The 16025-nt window shown below is 70.4% G+C and carries 17 protein-coding genes; 5 read left to right on the top strand and 12 right to left on the bottom strand.

Translation table 11 applies throughout. The annotated features are described in order from the left end of the window. The first annotated feature begins 26 nt into the window (after window positions 1–26). From modA to modC, 3 genes are read left to right on the top strand one after another with little or no spacing between them, the layout of a single operon-like run. Window positions 27–830, top strand: coding sequence for a molybdate ABC transporter substrate-binding protein (gene modA / locus ABE438_RS03180; protein WP_346501087.1), 804 nt, complete (start codon window positions 27–29; stop codon window positions 828–830). Further along, on the top strand, window positions 827–1525 hold the full coding sequence (gene modB / locus ABE438_RS03175) for a molybdate ABC transporter permease subunit (protein WP_346501086.1): 699 nt from the start codon (window positions 827–829) through the stop codon (window positions 1523–1525). Before modA ends, modB begins: the two co-directional genes overlap by 4 nt. Next, a complete protein-coding gene (gene modC / locus ABE438_RS03170; RefSeq protein ID WP_346501085.1) occupies window positions 1522–2613 on the top strand; it encodes a molybdenum ABC transporter ATP-binding protein in 1092 nt (363 codons plus the stop codon). The genes modB and modC overlap by 4 nt, the downstream gene beginning before the upstream one ends. A 75-nt stretch (window positions 2614–2688) precedes the next feature. Here the strand turns inward: modC and ABE438_RS03165 are convergent, their stop codons facing one another. From ABE438_RS03165 to ABE438_RS03155, 3 genes are all read right to left on the bottom strand, one after another. Then, complete coding sequence (locus ABE438_RS03165) at window positions 2689–4485, bottom strand: ABC transporter ATP-binding protein (RefSeq protein ID WP_346501084.1); 1797 nt, start codon at window positions 4483–4485, stop codon at window positions 2689–2691. A gap of 416 nt (window positions 4486–4901) precedes the next feature. After that, entirely contained in the window at window positions 4902–5078 is a 177-nt protein-coding gene (locus tag ABE438_RS03160; protein WP_346501083.1) for a hypothetical protein, read from the bottom strand. 10 nt (window positions 5079–5088) lie between these two features. Next, a complete protein-coding gene (locus ABE438_RS03155; protein ID WP_346501082.1) occupies window positions 5089–5499 on the bottom strand; it encodes a rhodanese-like domain-containing protein in 411 nt (136 codons plus the stop codon). A 123-nt stretch (window positions 5500–5622) separates the two neighbouring features. On the opposite strand from ABE438_RS03155, the gene ABE438_RS03150 reads away from it, so the two are divergent. Next, entirely contained in the window at window positions 5623–6345 is a 723-nt protein-coding gene (locus ABE438_RS03150) for a DUF599 domain-containing protein (RefSeq protein WP_346501081.1), read from the top strand. After that, complete coding sequence (locus ABE438_RS03145) at window positions 6342–6632, top strand: DUF3253 domain-containing protein (RefSeq protein ID WP_346501080.1); 291 nt, start codon at window positions 6342–6344, stop codon at window positions 6630–6632. The genes ABE438_RS03150 and ABE438_RS03145 overlap by 4 nt, the downstream gene beginning before the upstream one ends. Before the next feature lie 10 nt (window positions 6633–6642). Here the strand turns inward: ABE438_RS03145 and ABE438_RS03140 are convergent, their stop codons facing one another. The 9 genes from ABE438_RS03140 to ABE438_RS03100 form a co-directional block, all read right to left on the bottom strand. After that, window positions 6643–7431, bottom strand: a complete 789-nt coding sequence (locus ABE438_RS03140) for a YdcF family protein (protein ID WP_346501079.1) — start codon at window positions 7429–7431, stop codon at window positions 6643–6645. A 146-nt stretch (window positions 7432–7577) separates the two neighbouring features. After that, window positions 7578–8111 carry a hypothetical protein gene (locus tag ABE438_RS03135; RefSeq protein WP_346501078.1) on the bottom strand — a complete coding sequence of 178 codons (534 nt, stop codon included), beginning with the start codon at window positions 8109–8111 and terminating at the stop codon, window positions 7578–7580. A 55-nt stretch (window positions 8112–8166) separates the two neighbouring features. Continuing rightward, entirely contained in the window at window positions 8167–10167 is a 2001-nt protein-coding gene (locus ABE438_RS03130; RefSeq protein ID WP_346501077.1) for an acetyl/propionyl/methylcrotonyl-CoA carboxylase subunit alpha, read from the bottom strand. Window positions 10168–10324: 157 nt separating this feature from the next. Continuing rightward, window positions 10325–10729: a hypothetical protein gene (locus tag ABE438_RS03125; protein WP_346501076.1), complete on the bottom strand. Its 405-nt coding sequence runs from the start codon at window positions 10727–10729 to the stop codon at window positions 10325–10327. A gap of 679 nt (window positions 10730–11408) precedes the next feature. Further along, window positions 11409–12071 carry an HAD-IA family hydrolase gene (locus ABE438_RS03120; protein ID WP_346501075.1) on the bottom strand — a complete coding sequence of 221 codons (663 nt, stop codon included), beginning with the start codon at window positions 12069–12071 and terminating at the stop codon, window positions 11409–11411. Between the two features lie 200 nt (window positions 12072–12271). Next, window positions 12272–12796 (bottom strand): hypothetical protein, encoded by a 525-nt coding sequence (locus ABE438_RS03115; protein ID WP_346501074.1) that lies wholly within the window; start codon window positions 12794–12796, stop codon window positions 12272–12274. A gap of 106 nt (window positions 12797–12902) precedes the next feature. Continuing rightward, complete coding sequence (locus ABE438_RS03110; protein ID WP_346501073.1) at window positions 12903–14135, bottom strand: RluA family pseudouridine synthase; 1233 nt, start codon at window positions 14133–14135, stop codon at window positions 12903–12905. Next, on the bottom strand, window positions 14132–14515 hold the full coding sequence (crcB, locus tag ABE438_RS03105; protein WP_346501072.1) for a fluoride efflux transporter CrcB: 384 nt from the start codon (window positions 14513–14515) through the stop codon (window positions 14132–14134). Before crcB ends, ABE438_RS03110 begins: the two co-directional genes overlap by 4 nt. A 192-nt stretch (window positions 14516–14707) precedes the next feature. Further along, window positions 14708–16024: a replication-associated recombination protein A gene (locus ABE438_RS03100; RefSeq protein ID WP_346501071.1), complete on the bottom strand. Its 1317-nt coding sequence runs from the start codon at window positions 16022–16024 to the stop codon at window positions 14708–14710. Window position 16025 lies beyond the last annotated feature (1 nt).

Here is a 16025-nt window from a genome sequence, read left to right as displayed (position 1 = left end):
CCGAAGCGAACACCGCAAGGAGCGCCATGTCCACCCGCCGCACAATTCTCGGCTTCGCCGCGGCTCTCGTCATCGGCACGGCCTCCTTCGCCGGCACGGCACAGGCTCAGGGCAAGGAGCTCGTCGTCTTCGCCGCGGCCAGCCTGAAGAACGCCCTCGACGAGGCCTCCGCCAAATGGGTCAAGGCCAGCGGCAAGCCCGTGCCGAAGATCTCCTATGCGGCGTCGAGCGCGCTCGCGCGCCAGCTCGAGCAGGGCGCCCCGGCCGACCTCTTCCTCTCTGCCGATCTCGACTGGATGGACTATGCCGAGAAGAAGGGCCTGATCCGCAGCGACAGCCGCGTCAGCATGCTCGCCAACCGCATCGTGCTGATCGCGCCAGCGGAGTCCAAGGCCGCCGCCACGCTGGCGCAGGGCGTCGACCTCACCACCGCGCTGGACGGCGGCCGCCTCGCCATGGCCAATGTCGACTCGGTGCCCGCCGGCAAATACGGCAAGGCCGCGCTGGAGACGCTCGGAGGCTGGGACAAGGTCAAGGACCGCATCGCCCAGGCGGACAATGTCCGCGCCACGCTGCTGCTGGTCTCGCGCGGCGAGGCGCCGCTCGGCATCGTCTACGCCACCGACGCCGCCGCCGATCCCAAGGTCAAGGTGATCGCCACCTTCCCTGAGGGCAGCCACCCGCCGATCGTCTATCCCGTCGCGGTGACCAAGGATTCGGCCAATGCCGACGCGGCGGCCTTCCTCGCCTTCCTGCGCGGCGGCGAGGCCCGCGCGAGCTTCGAGAAGCAGGGTTTCACCGTGCTGAACAAGGCCGCCAGCGCTTCATGAGCGACTGGCTGACGCCGGACGAATGGACGGCGGTCAGGCTCAGCCTGATCGTCTCCACCACAGCGATGCTCGCCAGCCTGCCGCTCGGCATCGCCGTGGCCTGGCTGTTGGCGCGCGGCCGTTTCTGGGGCAAGTCGGTGCTCGACGCGCTGGTGCACCTGCCGCTGATCCTGCCGCCGGTCGTCACCGGCTATATCCTGCTCATCGGCTTCGGCCGCCGCGGGCCGATCGGTGCCTTCCTCTACGACTGGTTCGGCATCGTGCTCTCCTTCCGCTGGACGGGCGCCGCGCTGGCCTGCGCCGTGATGGGCTTCCCGTTGATGGTGCGCGCCATCCGGCTCTCGATCGAGGCGATCGACCGCAAGCTGGAGGACGCGGCCGGCACGTTGGGCGCCAACCGCTTCTGGACCTTCGCGACGGTGACGCTGCCGCTGTGCCTGCCCGGCATCGTCGCGGGCATGATCCTGTGCTTCGCCAAGGCGATGGGCGAGTTCGGCGCCACCATCACCTTCGTCTCGAACATTCCCGGCGAGACCCAGACCTTGCCCTCAGCCATCTACACCTTCACCCAGGTGCCCGGCGGCGATGCCGGCGCGCTAAGGCTGACGCTGATCTCGATTGCGATCTCGGTGGCGGCGCTGTTCTGCTCGGAACTGCTGGCGCGCATCGTCGGCAGGCGGATCGCCGTCTCATGACCCCGGTCATAGACATCGCCGTCTCGCACCGGCTCGGCGCCTTCGCGCTCGATGCTCGCTTCGCCTCGGACGGGCGGCTCACCGCCCTGTTCGGGCGCTCCGGCTCGGGCAAGACCTCGCTGGTCAATATCGTCGCCGGGCTGGTGAAGCCGGAGCGCGGCCGCGTCGTCGTCGACGGGCGCACGCTGGTCGACACCGAGGCCGGCATCTTCGTGCCCCGGCACAAGCGGCGCATCGGCTACGTCTTCCAGGAGGCGCGGCTGTTCCCGCATCTCACCGTGCGCCAGAACCTGCTCTATGGCCGCTGGTTCGCCCCGCGCGGCGAGGATGGCGGCAGCGATCTCGATGGCGTGCTCGCCCTGCTCGGCATCGGCCATCTGCTGCAGCGCCATCCCGGTGCCTTGTCCGGCGGCGAGAAGCAGCGCGTCGCCATCGGCCGCGCCCTGCTTTCCAAGCCGCGGCTGCTGCTGATGGACGAGCCGCTGGCGGCGCTCGACGAGGAGCGCAAGGCCGAGATCATGCCCTATGTCGAGCGGGTGCGTGACGAACTGCGCGTGCCGATCGTCTACGTCTCGCATTCGGTGGCCGAGGTGGCGCGCCTCGCCACCCATCTCGTCGTGCTCGACGGCGGCACGGTCACGGCCAGCGGGCCGACGCAGGCGCTGATGGCGCGCCCGGACGTGCCGATCCTCTCCGCGGCGGCCGAGGCCGGCGCCGTGCTCGACGCGCGCATCGCCGCGCAGGACGAGGCCTATGGGCTGACCGTGCTCAAGACCCCGGCCGGCCGCCTCCAGGTCGCGCGCCGCGCCGCCCCGCTCGGCAGCGCGGTGCGCCTGCGCATCCTCGCCAGCGACGTGATGATCAGCCTGCACCGGCCCGAGGGCATCAGCGCGCTCAACGTGCTGGCAGGCGTGGTGGCGGAGCTCGGCGCCCGTCGCGGGGACGGGTCGGCGCGCGAGGTCGTCCTGCGTTGCGGCGAGGCGGAGCTGCTCGCCCGCGTCACCGTGAAATCCGCCGAACAGCTCGGGCTCAGGCCCGGGCTGCAGGTCTATGCGGTGGTCAAGAGCGTCTCGATCGACGCCGCCTGACAGCGGAATCGGTTTGGCAGCGTCCGCCGCCAAGCGATTCCCGCCACGGCATTTTTCGCGGCCGGGGCCGGCGGCTTACGCCGCCAGCCCCTTCGCGATCTCGCCCGCCTGCTTCTCGAACAGGGCGCGATAGGCGCCACCCTCGCGTTCGAGCAGGGCGGCATGGCTGCCCTCCTCGACCACCCGCCCCCGGTCGAAGACCAGGATCCGGTCCATCGCCCGCACGGTGGAGAGCCGGTGGGCGATGACGATGGTGGTGCGGCCCTCCATCAGGCGTTCGACCGCCTGCTGGATCAGCCCCTCCGATTCCGAATCCAGGCTCGAGGTCGCCTCGTCCAGGATCAGGATCGGCGCATCGGCCAGGAAGGCCCGCGCCAGCGCCACGCGCTGGCGCTCGCCGCCCGAGAGCTTGACGCCGCGTTCGCCGACCAGCGTAGCGTAGCCCTTCGGCAGGCGCATGATGAAGTCATGCGCATTGGCGAGACGGGCCGCCTGCTCGATCTGCGCCAGGCTGGCGCCCGGCCGGCCATAGGCGATGTTCTCCGCCAGCGAGCGGTGGAACAGCACCGGATCCTGCTGCACGATCGCGATCTGGGACCGCAGGCTGGCCTGCGTCACCCCGGCGATGTCGCTGCCGTCGATCAGGATGCGCCCGCCGGTCACGTCGTAGAGCCGCTGCACCAGCTTGACGAAGGTCGTCTTGCCGGAGCCCGAGCGCCCGACCAGGCCGACCTTCTCGCCTGCGCGGATGGCGAGCGAGAAGTCGCGGTAGAGCGGTTCGGCGTGGCCGCCATAGTGGAAGGTCACCCGGTCGAAGGCGATCTCTCCGGCGGTCAGCGCCACAGGCTCCGCACCCGGCCGGTCGGCAACGCCGAAGGGCAGAGCGTGCATCGCCACCATTTCCTCCATGTCGTTGACCGAGCGCTGCAGGTTGTGGACGTGCTGGCCGACATCGCGCAGATAGCCGTGGACCACCGCATAGCTGGTCAGCACGAAGGCGACGTCGCCGGGCGTCGCCCGCCCCTGCGCCCAGAGCCAGATGATCAGCCCGATCACCGCCGCCCGCAGCGCCAGCAGCACGAGTTGCTGCGTCGTGCCCGACAGGGTGCCGCGCAGCCAGGTCCGCCGCGTGCGCTTGGCCCATTTGCCCAGCACGCCCGCCAGCCGGGCATCCTCGCGCGCCTCGGCGCCGTGCGCCTTGACCACGGGGCTGCACGAGATCGCGTCGGCCAGCGCGCCGCCGAGCCTTGTGTCCCAGGCATTGGCGAGGCGCGCCGCCGGGGCGACGAAGCCGAGCGACAGCGACACCGTCACCGCGATGTAGATCACCGCGCCGGCGAAGACGACCGCACCCATCGCCGGCCAGTGCCAGGCCAGCAGCGCCGTGGTGCCGAGCAGGATCACCAGCGACGGCAGCAGCGAGAGCAGGATCGTGTCGGTCAGCAGGTCGAGCGCCCACATGCCGCGCGTGATCTTGCGCACGGTCGAGCCCGCGAAATTGTTCGCGTGCCAGTCGGTCGAGAAGCGCTGGAGGCGCGCGAAGGCCTCGCGTGCCACGTCGCCCATCGTGCGCAGCGTCATATGCGTCAGCCCGACGAAGGTCAGGTGGCGGAACAACACGGTGGCGGCGCCGAGCACGACCATCGCCGCAAGCGCCATCAGCGCGGCGTCGAGACCGGCGGCGCGATCGCCGGCGACCGCGTCGACCAGGCGTCCCGCATAGAGCGGCATGAACAGGTCGGCGACGGTCGCGGCCATCACGGTGAAGGTGACGGCACCGACGCGGCCAGGCTGGCGGCGCCAATGGGCGAAGGTGAAGCCGAGGACGTCCCGGAACGGCTCGGGCCGTCCGGCTCTGGAAAACAGCGACATGGTGCATCCGGCCCGCGCGGGACCGGCTCCGAATTGAGCTGAAGCGCGGCCGAGGCGGCCTGCGGCTTCTAAAAATCGAGGTTGAGAAAAATGGCGGCGCAGGAGCCGCAGGCGGATCGCGTGCGGATCCGGCCTAGCGGCGAGCGAGTCGTGGGGAGATGAAGACGGTGACGTTAACCATGCAGCCCTCCCTGTCTGGATGCCGAGCCAAGGCGGGGAACCTGCCGGATGCCCGCGAAACAGGCAACCCGGCCCTTACGCATGGAACGGATGCACGGAAGGCAGCGCCGAGGCCCGATTTTCGCCATGAGACAGGGTCACGCGGGCCCGCGCGTACGCGTCGCGCCCGCGAACCTCTCCCGCCAGCGGAGCGGTGTGCGATCCCCCGGCGGAGCCGCTGTCGCCGCCCTGCCCGCTTACCAGAGGTACGCCGCCAGCCTGACCACAATCACCAGCAGGAAGCCGGCGATGATCGTGCCGAGCACGCGCTGGCGCGCCTCGCGGTTCGGCAGGCGCCCCGCGAGCAGGCGGCCGAGCGGCTTGCGGAACAGGAAGCCGCCGACCAGCAGCACGATCAGGATATGGGAGAGCAAGGCCTGTCCGTCAGGCCTTCTTCGGCGCAGGCGCCTCGATCGGCGCTCCGGCCTTCTTCCAGGCGGCGAAACCGCCCTCGACATGGGCGACCGGCTTCAGGCCCATCTCCTGCGCCGTCCTGGCGGCGAGCGCGGAACGCCAGCCGCCGCCGCAGAAGAAGACGAAGCGCTTATCGTCCTGGAACACCGGCTTGGCATAGGGGCTCTCGGGATCGATCCAGAACTCCAACATGCCCCGGGGGCAATGGAAGGCGCCGGGCATGCGGCCCTCGCGCTCGAGTTCGCGCGGATCGCGCAGGTCGACGAAGACCACGTCCTCGCGGCCGAGGAGCTGCTGCGCATCCGTCACGGAGAGCGTCTCGACCACGGCTTCCGCCTCGGCGAGCAAGGCCTTGTAACCCTTGACGATCGTCTGCGACATCAGCCTCTCCAGCCCCGCCGGCGCAAGGGGCCGGACGGGGCGCAAGGTGGCGGTTCGGGCCGGCTGCGTCAATCGCGCTTGCAGCCCGCCCACACCCTCGCCAATCTCCGCGCCGGAGGGTTCATGATCGGATTCGCAACACTCGACATCGTCGCCCTGGTGTTCTTCATGGCATCCTGGGTCGGCTATCATTACGCGGTCGAGCTAGGCCCGCATGCGGCCAACAGCCTCAACATGCGCATGAACCTGCGGCGCCAGCGCTGGGTGCAGGAGGCGATGGCGCGCGACAACCGCATCGTCGACACCCAGGTGATGAACGGCCTGCAGAACGGCACGGCCTTCTTCGCCTCGACCTCGCTGATCGCCATCGGCGGCGCGTTGACGCTGCTGCAGTCGGCCGACCGGGTGGTCGCCATCTTCGCCGACCTGCCGCTCGGCGAGACGCCGACGCGCGCCGTCTGGGAAACCAAGGTGATCGGGCTGGCGGTGATCTTCGGCTATGCCTTCTTCAAGTTCGCCTGGAGCTACCGGCTGTTCAATTACTGCGTCATCCTGATCGGCGCCCTGCCCTCCGCCCGCGCCCATACCGCCGAGGAAGCCAGCCGCGCCATCCACGAGACGGTGGAGATGAACATCTCGGCCGGGCGCCATTTCAACCGCGGGCAGCGCGCCTTCTTCTTCGCGCTCGCCTATCTCGGCTGGTTCCTTGGGCCGGTCGCCTTCATCGGCTTCACCGCGGCGGTGCTCACCGCGATGTGGCGGCGCCAATTCGGTTCCGATGCCGCTCGCATCTTCCGGCATGAGGCTGTAGGCCCGGTCCTACCTCACGAACAGGACACGCCATGACGGCCGAATCGCCCGCGCAGGACCCGCGCGACGCCGCGCTGGAGAGCGCCATCCTCGCCCTGCTGGCCGCACGCGGCACCGGCGCGAGCATCTCGCCGACCGAGGCCGCCTGCGCCGTCGGCGGCGCCCATCCCGACGGCTGGGGGCCGCTGATGCAGCCGGCGCGCCGCGTCGCCGTCCGGCTGATGAAGGAAGGTCGGCTCGTCATCCTGCGCAAGGGCCGTCCGGTCGACCCGGACGACTTCCGTGGCGTCTACCGCCTGCGCCTGCCGGGCGAGGCCGGCTGACGCCCCGCCGTCAGGGCTTGGGGAACAGCGCGCTGCTGTAGCCGGCGAGATAATAGGTCACCAGCCCGACCCATTCCTTGAAGCCGGCATCGGCGATCTCCAGCCCGCGCGCGGCCTTGCGATAGGGCCGCGTATAGTCGGCCGGGCCACCGCCGGAATAATAGTCGACCGGGAAGGCCTCGATCTCGAATCCGGCCTTGCGGAACGTGCCGATCGCGCGCGGCATGTGCGAGGCCGAGGTCACCAGAACCCAGCGCTCGCCGGGCTTGGGATCGACAAGCCGGCGCGTGAACACCGCGTTCTCCACCGTGTTGCGCGACTTGTCCTCGAGGATCAGGCGCCCCTCCGGCAGGCCGAGCGACCGGTAGAGCAGGCGCGCCCCGTCCGCCTCGTTGCCGAGTTCGGGCGAGAGCGGGTTCTCGCCGCCGCCGGTGAAGACGAACTTCGCCTCCGGATGGGCGAGCGCCAGCTCCATCGCCTTGGTCATGCGTGCCGCGGCATTGTTCAGCACGATGTCGTTGCGCGCCACGTTGATCGCCCCGCCGAGCACCACGATGCCGTCGATCCGGCCACCCTGGACGCTCTGCTGCGGGAAGCGGTCCTCCAGCGGCCGGACCAGGATGCGCGGCAGCGGGCTGAAGGCGAGCAGCACCAGCACGACCACGCAGAACAGGCCGAGCCAGCGCCCCTGGCCGGCGAAGCGGGTGAAGGCCAGCCCCGAGGCCAGCACGATGCCGACGATCGCGGCATTGACCGGCGAGAGGAAGAACCAGACGACCTTCGAGAGAATGTAGAACATGCGTTCCCTGAGCGGTGCGCGCGCCCTGCTCTGCGCGCGACGTGTTGGCGTGATCTGTGTGGCGCGGTTTGCCCGACGCGATCTCTGTGACGATCGATCGTGGCGCCGCGCGGGCAGCGCCGCGTTTCAGCGCAGAACGCGCCGCGTCATCGGATGATCCGGGGCGGCGTCGCCTCGCGCGCGCTTCGGCGTCCGGCGCCGAGCCGCTCGACAGCCAGCGCCCGCAACGCGACCTCGCGCAGATTGCAGCCCGCCAGCCGGCCGCCGCTGCGCGCCGGGGCCTGCAACCCGGCCTCGAAGGCGCAGCTCTGCTGGGCATGCGCCTCCCAGCCCGACTGGAGCGCGGCGAGGCGCGATGCGCCGCTGACGTCGAGCCCGCGCGAGACGACGCGCAGCGCCATCGACATCCGCTCGCGCCAGAGCGCCTCCTCGCGCCTGGCACAGGCGATTTCGGCTTCGGCCCGGTCACCGGGCGCCGCACGCACGCAGGCGATCGCGACGGAACCGATGCAGGCGCTGGCCGAGCCGGCATTGTCGCGGACGCATTGCGTCAGGGCGTTCCGGTCGCGCGTCTCGATCCGGGGCTGGCCCGGAGCCTGTGCGGCGGCGGGCAGGATAGCCGAGAGGCAGGCGAGAAACGGCAATACGGGCAGCCGCAGGGCGGGCATGAGGCAACGCATCCGCCGATCATGCCGCCCCCTGCCCGAGGGTCAATGCCGCAGTCGGTCGCGCGCCTCAGGCGAATTCCATGATGACGGCGTCGACCGCGAGCGAATCGCCCTCCTTCGCCAGGATCTTGGCGATGGTGACGTCCTTCTCGGCGCGCAGCACGTTCTCCATCTTCATCGCCTCGACCATGGCGAGCGGTTCGCCCGCCTTCACCTCCTGGCCGACCGCAACCGAGATCGCCTTGACCAGGCCGGGCATCGGGCAGAGCAGCACCTTGCCGGTGTCGGCCGCGGCCTTTTCCGGCATTAGCGCGGCGAGTTCCGCCTCGCGCGGCGTGTAGACATGCGCATCGGCATAGGCGCCGGCATGGCCGAGCGCGACGCCGTTCAGGATCGCGCGCACCTGGGCCGCTACCGCGACGCCGTCGATCGTGCCGCGCCAGACCGGCTGGCCCGGGCGCCAGTCGCTTTCGACCGCGACGCTGCCAGCGCCGAAGCCGATCGCGATGCCCTCGCCCTGCTCGCAGACTTCGCCCTCGAACCGCTCGCCGCCGAGCGAGACGATGCGCGTGCGCTCGAACTCGACCGTGCGCCAGCCCTCCATCTGCGCCGAGACATGGCGCTTGCGGGCGTTGAGGCGGTGGTCGCAGGCGATGGCGATGGCGGCCATGCGCTGCGCGACCGCGCCGGACGGCGCCGGCAGCGCGAAGCCTTCCGGGAACTCCTCGGCGATGAAGCCGGTCGAGAGGTTGCCGGCGATCCAGCGCGGGTGATGCATCAGCGCCGAGACGAAGGGGATGTTGTGGCGGATGCCGTCGATGGCGAAGGCGTCGAGCGCGCGGGCCTGCGCCGCGATCGCCGCCTCGCGCGTCGGGGCGTGGGTGACGAGCTTGGCGATCATCGGGTCGTAATAGATCGAGATCTCGCCGCCCTCGAAGACGCCGGTGTCATTGCGCACCATGGCCTCGCCGTCCGGCCCTTCGAGCGGCGGGCGATAGGTGACCAGCCGCCCGGTCGAGGGCAGGAAATTGCGGGTCGGGTCCTCGGCGTAGACACGCGATTCGACCGCCCAGCCGTCGAGCTTCACATCGGCCTGGGTCAGCGCCAGCTTCTCGCCATAGGCGACGCGGATCATCTGCTCGACGAGGTCGATGCCGGTGATCATCTCGGTCACCGGATGCTCGACCTGCAGGCGCGTGTTCATCTCGAGGAAGTAGAAGGACTTGTCCTGCCCGGCGACGAATTCCACCGTGCCGGCGCTGTCGTAGTTGACGGCCTTGGCCAGCGCCACGGCCTGCTCGCCCATCTTGCGGCGGGTGGCCTCGTCGAGCAGCGGCGACGGCGCCTCCTCGACCACCTTCTGGTTGCGCCGCTGGATCGAGCATTCGCGCTCGCCGAGATAGATGACGTTGCCGTGCTTGTCGCCCAGCACCTGGATCTCGATATGGCGCGGGTCGACGATGAACTTCTCGACGAAGACGCGATCGTCGCCGAAGGAGGACGCGGCCTCCGACTTGGCGCGGGCGAAGCCCTCCGCCACCTCGCCGGCCGAATGGGCGATGCGCATGCCCTTGCCGCCGCCGCCGGCCGAGGCCTTGATCATCACGGGATAGCCGATCTCGTCGGCGATCTTCACCGCGTGCTCCGGGCTCTCGATCACGCCGAGGAAGCCGGGAACCGTCGAGACCTTGGCGGCCGCCGCCGCCTTCTTCGATTCGATCTTGTCGCCCATCGCGGCGATGGCGCCTGGATTGGGGCCGATGAAGACGATGCCGTTGTCCTTGAGCGCCTGGGCGAAGGCCTCGCGCTCGGACAGGAAGCCATAGCCCGGATGCACCGCTTCCGCGCCGGTTGCTTTACAGGCGGCGACGATCTTGTCGATCTGGAGATAGGATTCGGCGGCCGGCGCCGCGCCGATATGGACGGCCTCGTCGGCCATTTCGACATGGAGCGCGTCGCGATCGGCGTCGGAATACACGGCGACCGTCGCGATGCCCATGCGCCGCGCGGTCTTGATGACGCGGCAGGCGATCTCGCCCCGGTTCGCGATCAGGATTTTCGTGAACATGCGCGACACCCCCGCAACGGCTGCTGGCTCGTCAGCCGGATGTACGGGAGCCGCGCCCGCCCGTCCACTGGGCGATAAGTCGGCTTTATGCTTAGGCCGAAGGGCATGCGCGCACGCCTTCCGGGAACGGCACGGCCCGCGGCGGCGGCCAGGCGGCTCAGCTCGCCATGCGGACCGGAGCCGGCGCCGCCTTGGCGTGGCCGATGCGGGCGCCGCCGCGGCTCATCGCGAAGCAGACCAGCGCCTCGTCGCAGCTCTGCGCCTCACGCACCACCTCGAAGGCGATCCGCCGCGCGAGCGGGCTCGGGCCCTCGCCGGCCGAGAGCGTCGCGACCAGCCAATGGGCGGTCTCGCGATCGACATGGCCGGTGACCCGGCTCTCCCAGACCGCGAAGTCGACGCAGGCCGCGACCAGATAGTCCGCGAACAGCGCCGAGGTCCGGCAGACCGCACGATCGAGCGCGATCAGGATGTCGAGGGTGTCACGCGTCATGACGACATCGCCCAGGACCTCGTCGCGAAGAAAACGGACGTCTTCGTCGCCGATCATCTTGGCGCTCATCACATGATCGACGAATTCACGCAGCTCATGACCAATCATCGTTCAACCCCAGTCCGGCTTTGTTTTGCGCCGGTGTTTCCCTGTTGTGTCGCGACGATGCGGCCACGCCCCTGATCAGGTCGTTAACGCGAGAGTCTGAACGGATGTTCAGGTTAAACGCTCCTGAGTCGACGTGGTTGCAGGGTTCTTACCGGCACGCGCAGCATCCGCCGGCGGTCGGTTCGGCAATGCCCGTGCGCAGCCTCGCGCTTGGCCGGCGGTGCGGCCGCGTCCCCGTGCGCAGCGTCGCTGCCTTCTGCAGGCGCCGGCGGGCACGCACGGCCAGTCTCGCGGCGCGACAGCGAGCCGACAGGTTGCGAGCGGGATCCCCCGCCAGCGGCTGACCGCCCGAGATTGTCCGATGCGCGCGAGATTGGCTTTCGAGAGATAGGCCGACCAGACATGTGGCGCGCGCCTGCGCCGGGCACAGCGTATCACCACACTTGCCCGGCCACTCACTACGCCGGGGCGAACGGCTTATCGCTGCCGCGCGACGCATACCGCAGTCGCGCCGCCCGGCCGACCGGCAGCCTGCAACCGGCTGGCGGCACGGCCGGAACGCACCACGAGCCGCCCCGCCGAAACCGCTTGTCGGACCAGCCGGACCGCCAGCACTCGCGGGCGCGCGCCGCGAGCCGCGTCAACGCCGGGCCAGGAACTCCGCCAGATCCGCGCAGCTGTCGACGACATGGCGCGCGCCGGCGGCGCGCAGCGCCGCGACCGGCTGGAAGCCCCAGGACACCGCGACAGGGGTCGCGCCGGCCGCGACCGCCATCTCCATGTCGAAGCTCGAATCGCCGATCATCAGCGTGTCCTGCGGCCGCGCGCCGACCGCCTGCATCGCCCGGTGGATCATCTCGGGATGGGGCTTCGAGATCGCGTCGTCGGCGGTCTGGATCGTCGCGAACAGGTCGGCCCAGCCATGGCGGGCGACGATATAGTCGGCTCCGCGCCGCGACTTGCCGGTCGCGATGCCGAGCGCGGTCGCGGGCGCGCCGGAGAGCCCCGACAGCAGCGCCTCGACGCCGGGAAACAGCGGCTCGGCCAGCGCCGGATCGCTCTCGCCCTGCCGCCGCATTGCGCCGAACACCTCCTTATAGGTCTCGGTCAGCAGCGGATCCGGCTGCTCCAGCCCGGCTAGCCGCATCAGCGCGATGTCCAGCGTCAGCCCGATCACCCCGAGCCCGGCCGCGCGTCCCGGATGCGGTCGCCCGAGGCGCGCGAAGGTCTCATATTGCGCGCCGAGGATGATCGCCTCGGAATCGATCAGCGTGCCGTCGAGATCGAAGATGACGAGTTTCATGACGGCATGTCCCGGGCGCCGCGAAAGACCACGGCGACCCGGCCTCCTGCTGCGGGCTCGGTTCACGGATCGTCGCGGACGGGGACAGACCCGACACCCTGACGATCCGCCCCTGCTCTAGCCCGCACCGGCCGGCGGCACCACAGCCGCAAGCGCAGGCGGGCCATGAGGACGGGGATGCCCCCCGCGGCCGCTGAGCGTCAGCCCGGCTCGGAGCGCGTGCAAGCCGCGATCGCGGCGCGCAGCGCCTCTCCCGCCAGCCCCTTGCCGCGCGCCTCCTTGCGGCATTCGGCGCGCTGGGCGAGGTCGGGACGCTTGGCCCCGAAGCAGGAGACCAGCGCTTGGCGCCGCTCCTCGCCTGCCAGCCCGCGCTGGTCGGCCTCCTGGCGGCATTGCGTCCGCGCGGTCGCGGCGGTGGGCCGGCCGTCGCGGGTCAGCCCGTCGCTGCCATATAGCTTCACGCCCGGAAAGCGCGCCTGCATGCAGTCGCGCATCGCCTGGCGCAGATCGGTGCCGGTCAGGGCGATGTTCTCGGCATAGCAGTCGCGCCTTGCCTCGGCGCGGGCGGCGCGCGGGATCGGATCGGCGGCGGCAGGCGCGGCGGCCTGCCGGACCACCGCCTCGGGAGAGGCCGATCGCGACACGCTCTGGGCGAGCGCGGCGGTGGAGCAAACAGCGGTGGACGACAAGGCGAGGACGGCAGCGAAGACGGTCAGGCGCGACATGCGAAAGCCTCCTGCGGTGACGAGAACATGAATAGAACAGATCACAATCCGTTCCGCAAGCGTTCTCATGACGCTAGGTCCGCCGACGCGCCGACCGGGCAGCGCGCTACTCGTCCGGCGCCTCGACGATCGGGTCGTAGGGCGCGTCCTCGAATCCCAGCAGGTTCCAGGACTGGCGCATATGCGGCGGCAGCGGCGCGCTGACGTCGATCGTGCCCTTGCCGCGCGGATGCGGCAGCACGATGCGCCGCGCCAGCAGATGCAGCTTGTTCTGGATGCCGCCGGGCATCTCCCAGTTCTGGATGTCGAAATACTTCGGGTCGCCGACGATCGGATGGCCGATATGGGCGGCGTGCGCGCGCAGCTGGTGCGTGCGTCCGGTCACCGGCTTCAGCGAGAGCCAGGCGAGCTTCTGCGCCGCGGTCTCGACCACGGCGTAATAGGTCACGGCGTGCATCGCGCCGTCCTCGCCATGCTGGGCCACCGCCATGCGCTGGTCGCCGTCATAGGCCTCCTCGCGGGCGAGATAAGTCGAGATGCGGCCCTGCTTCACCCGCGGCACGTGGTAGACCAGCGCCCAGTAGACCTTGCGGGCCGAGCGCGAGCGGAAGGTCTTGGCCAGCGTCGCCGCCGCGAAGCGCGACTTGGCGATGACGAGGCAGCCCGAGGTGTCCTTGTCGAGGCGGTGGACCAGGCGCGGCTTCTGGCCGTCCTTGCCGGTCAGCGCCTCCAGCATACCGTCGACATGCTTCTTGGTGCCGGAGCCGCCCTGCACCGCCAGCCCCGCCGGCTTGTTGAGCACGAGCACGTCCTCGTCCTCGTAGAGCGTGATCGAGCGCAGGAAACCGATCGTGTCCGCATCCGCCTTGGGCGAGCGCGGGCGCTGCGCCTGCTGCTCCAGCTTGAGCGGCGGGATGCGCACGGTCTGGCCGGGGACCAGCCGGTCCTTGCTGTCGGCGCGCTTGCCGTCGACGCGCAGCTCGCCCTTCCGGACGATGCGCTGGATATGGCTGAAGGAGAGCTGCGGGAAGCGCGATTCGAGGAAGCGGTCGATCCGCATCTCGTTCTCGTCGGGCGTCACCACGAGCTGCTGCACGCCGGTGGCGAGCACCTCCGACGCCTCGGCCTTCACCTCGGCGCGGGTGCGCGTCGCCGGCACCGGCCGTGCGGGCGCGGGCTTGCGGGCCGGCGCGACGCGGCCCTCCTCCTCCGGCCCCCTGCGCCCGGCGGCCTTGGCCTGCCGGCGCGCATCATGGCTCGGCCGCTTGCCGCGGGGGGCATCGCCGGCCGGGCGCGGTCCGCGCGGTCCCCGTCCGGTTCCTTTGCCGCCGGTCTTCATGTCATTCCCCTGACGAGAGCGAGCCCCGCAACCAGACCGCCGAGCGACAGCGCGACGGATCCGACGACATAGCCCAGGGCCTGCAAGGCCGCGCCGCGCTCCCAGAGCAGGACGGCGTCGAGCGAGAAGGCCGAAAAGGTGGTGAAGCCCCCGAGCACGCCGGTGGCCAGGAACAGGCGCACGCCCTGCGTCCAACCCTCGCCGGCGCGGAAGGCGAGATACCCCGCGACGATCCCCATCAGCAGCGAACCGGCGACGTTGATCGCCATCGTGCCGACCGGAAAGCCCGCCCCGAACCATTTCAGCGATGCGAGGTTGACGCCGTGCCGGAGCACGCCGCCGAGACCGGCGCCGAGAAAGACCGTGAATGCGGAGACCATCGCACGGGCATAGAGCGAGGCGGCCCGCCAGACAAACGATTTCGCGCCGCGCGGCGCCGCAGCGCCCGCGCGGGCTGCCTCACGCCCCGGCGGACAAACCGCTCGAAGCGCTTGAATCGCTCCCGAAGGAATCGGTCCGATCGGTCTGAAGCGACTCGCGAATCCGACCGCCGACCGAGCTCGCCCGCCGCCTCACTCCCGCTGGCCGCGCCGCTCCTGCCGCAGCCGCTCCCACCATTCCAGCCGCTTGCCGATCTCGCGCTCGAAGCCGCGCTCCGGCGGATCGTAGAAGCGCTGCCGGCCCAGCGCCTCGGGCCAGTAGTCCTGGCCGGAGAAGGCGTCCGGCGCATCATGATCGTAATGGTAGTCGGCGCCGTAGCCCTCGCTCTTCATCAGCCCGGTGGGAGCATTGAGGATGGTCTTGGGCGGCATCAGCGAGCCCCCGCGCTTGGCGCTCGCCACCGCCGCCTTGTACGCGACATAGGCCGCGTTCGATTTCGGCGCGGTCGCCAGATAGATCACCGAATTGGCCAGGGCGAGTTCGCCCTCGGGCGAGCCGAGCTGCTCATAGGTCTCGGCCGCCGCCCGCGCATGGATCAGCGCCTGGGGGTCGGCCAGGCCGATATCCTCCACCGCCATGCGCACCAGCCGCCGCGCCAGGAAGCGCGGATCCTCGCCCGCATCGAGCATGCGCGCGAAATAGTAGAGCGCCGCGTCGGGATCGGAGCCGCGGATCGTCTTATGCAGCGCCGAGATCAGATTGTAGTGCCCGTCCTGCGCCTTGTCGTAGATCGGCGCGCGGCGCTGGATCACCTCGGCCAGACCGGCCTCGTCGAAGATCTCGCCGGGCTTGGCGGCGCGCCAGATCTCCTCGGCCAGCGTCAGCGCGGCGCGTCCGTCGCCATCGGCGAAGCGGGCGAGCTGGGCCTTGGCCTCCGGGGTCAGCGGCAGCTCGCGATTCTCCAGAAGCTCCGCCCGCCCGAGCAGGAAGAGCAGCGCGCCCTCGTCCAGCGCCTTGAAGGTCAGGACGCGCGCCCGCGACAGCAGCGCCGCATTGAGCGCGAAGGACGGGTTCTCGGTGGTGGCGCCGACGAGCGTGATCGTGCCGTCCTCCATCACCGGGAGGAAGGCGTCCTGCTGTGCCCGGTTGAAGCGGTGGATCTCGTCGACGAAGAGCAGCGTGCCCTTGCCGCCGAGCCGGCGGGCCCTCGCCGATTCGAACGCCTTCTTCAAATCGGCGACGCCGGAGAAGATCGCCGAGATCTGCTCGAAGCCGAGATCGGTCACGCCGGCGAGCAGCCGCGCCACCGTGGTCTTGCCGGTGCCGGGGGGGCCCCAGAAGATCAGGTTGCCGAGCGAGCCGGAGGCGATCAGCCGCGTCAGCACGCCGTCGGGGCCGGTGAGATGGTCCTGGCCGGTGACCTCGCCCAGCGTGGTCGGGCGCAGCCGGTCGGCGAGTGGGCGCGGCCCGGCCTTGTCGAGGCCGGACGCGGAGAACAGGTCGCTCACC

The sequence above is a fragment of the Allobosea sp. TWI1241 genome, assembly GCF_039673065.1.
Lineage (GTDB): Bacteria > Pseudomonadota > Alphaproteobacteria > Rhizobiales > Beijerinckiaceae > Allobosea.
Note: the sequence above shows the minus strand (reverse complement) of the source record. Positions and strands in the feature narration are given on the sequence as shown.

What these genes read in the sequence shown, in the direction of transcription:
- ABE438_RS03115 (WP_346501074.1), bottom strand. Translation starts at nt 12,796, where the DNA reads ATGTCGCGCCTGACCGTCTTCGCTGCCGTCCTCGCCTTGTCGTCCACC.
- ABE438_RS03110 (WP_346501073.1), bottom strand. Translation starts at nt 14,135, where the DNA reads ATGAAGACCGGCGGCAAAGGAACCGGACGGGGACCGCGCGGACCGCGC.
- modA (WP_346501087.1), top strand. Translation starts at nt 27, where the DNA reads ATGTCCACCCGCCGCACAATTCTCGGCTTCGCCGCGGCTCTCGTCATC.
- ABE438_RS03145 (WP_346501080.1), top strand. Translation starts at nt 6,342, where the DNA reads ATGACGGCCGAATCGCCCGCGCAGGACCCGCGCGACGCCGCGCTGGAG.
- ABE438_RS03120 (WP_346501075.1), bottom strand. Translation starts at nt 12,071, where the DNA reads ATGAAACTCGTCATCTTCGATCTCGACGGCACGCTGATCGATTCCGAG.
- crcB (WP_346501072.1), bottom strand. Translation starts at nt 14,515, where the DNA reads ATGGTCTCCGCATTCACGGTCTTTCTCGGCGCCGGTCTCGGCGGCGTG.
- ABE438_RS03165 (WP_346501084.1), bottom strand. Translation starts at nt 4,485, where the DNA reads ATGTCGCTGTTTTCCAGAGCCGGACGGCCCGAGCCGTTCCGGGACGTC.
- ABE438_RS03140 (WP_346501079.1), bottom strand. Translation starts at nt 7,431, where the DNA reads ATGTTCTACATTCTCTCGAAGGTCGTCTGGTTCTTCCTCTCGCCGGTC.
- ABE438_RS03155 (WP_346501082.1), bottom strand. Translation starts at nt 5,499, where the DNA reads ATGTCGCAGACGATCGTCAAGGGTTACAAGGCCTTGCTCGCCGAGGCG.
- ABE438_RS03150 (WP_346501081.1), top strand. Translation starts at nt 5,623, where the DNA reads ATGATCGGATTCGCAACACTCGACATCGTCGCCCTGGTGTTCTTCATG.
- ABE438_RS03125 (WP_346501076.1), bottom strand. Translation starts at nt 10,729, where the DNA reads ATGAGCGCCAAGATGATCGGCGACGAAGACGTCCGTTTTCTTCGCGAC.
- modB (WP_346501086.1), top strand. Translation starts at nt 827, where the DNA reads ATGAGCGACTGGCTGACGCCGGACGAATGGACGGCGGTCAGGCTCAGC.
- modC (WP_346501085.1), top strand. Translation starts at nt 1,522, where the DNA reads ATGACCCCGGTCATAGACATCGCCGTCTCGCACCGGCTCGGCGCCTTC.
- ABE438_RS03135 (WP_346501078.1), bottom strand. Translation starts at nt 8,111, where the DNA reads ATGCGTTGCCTCATGCCCGCCCTGCGGCTGCCCGTATTGCCGTTTCTC.
- ABE438_RS03130 (WP_346501077.1), bottom strand. Translation starts at nt 10,167, where the DNA reads ATGTTCACGAAAATCCTGATCGCGAACCGGGGCGAGATCGCCTGCCGC.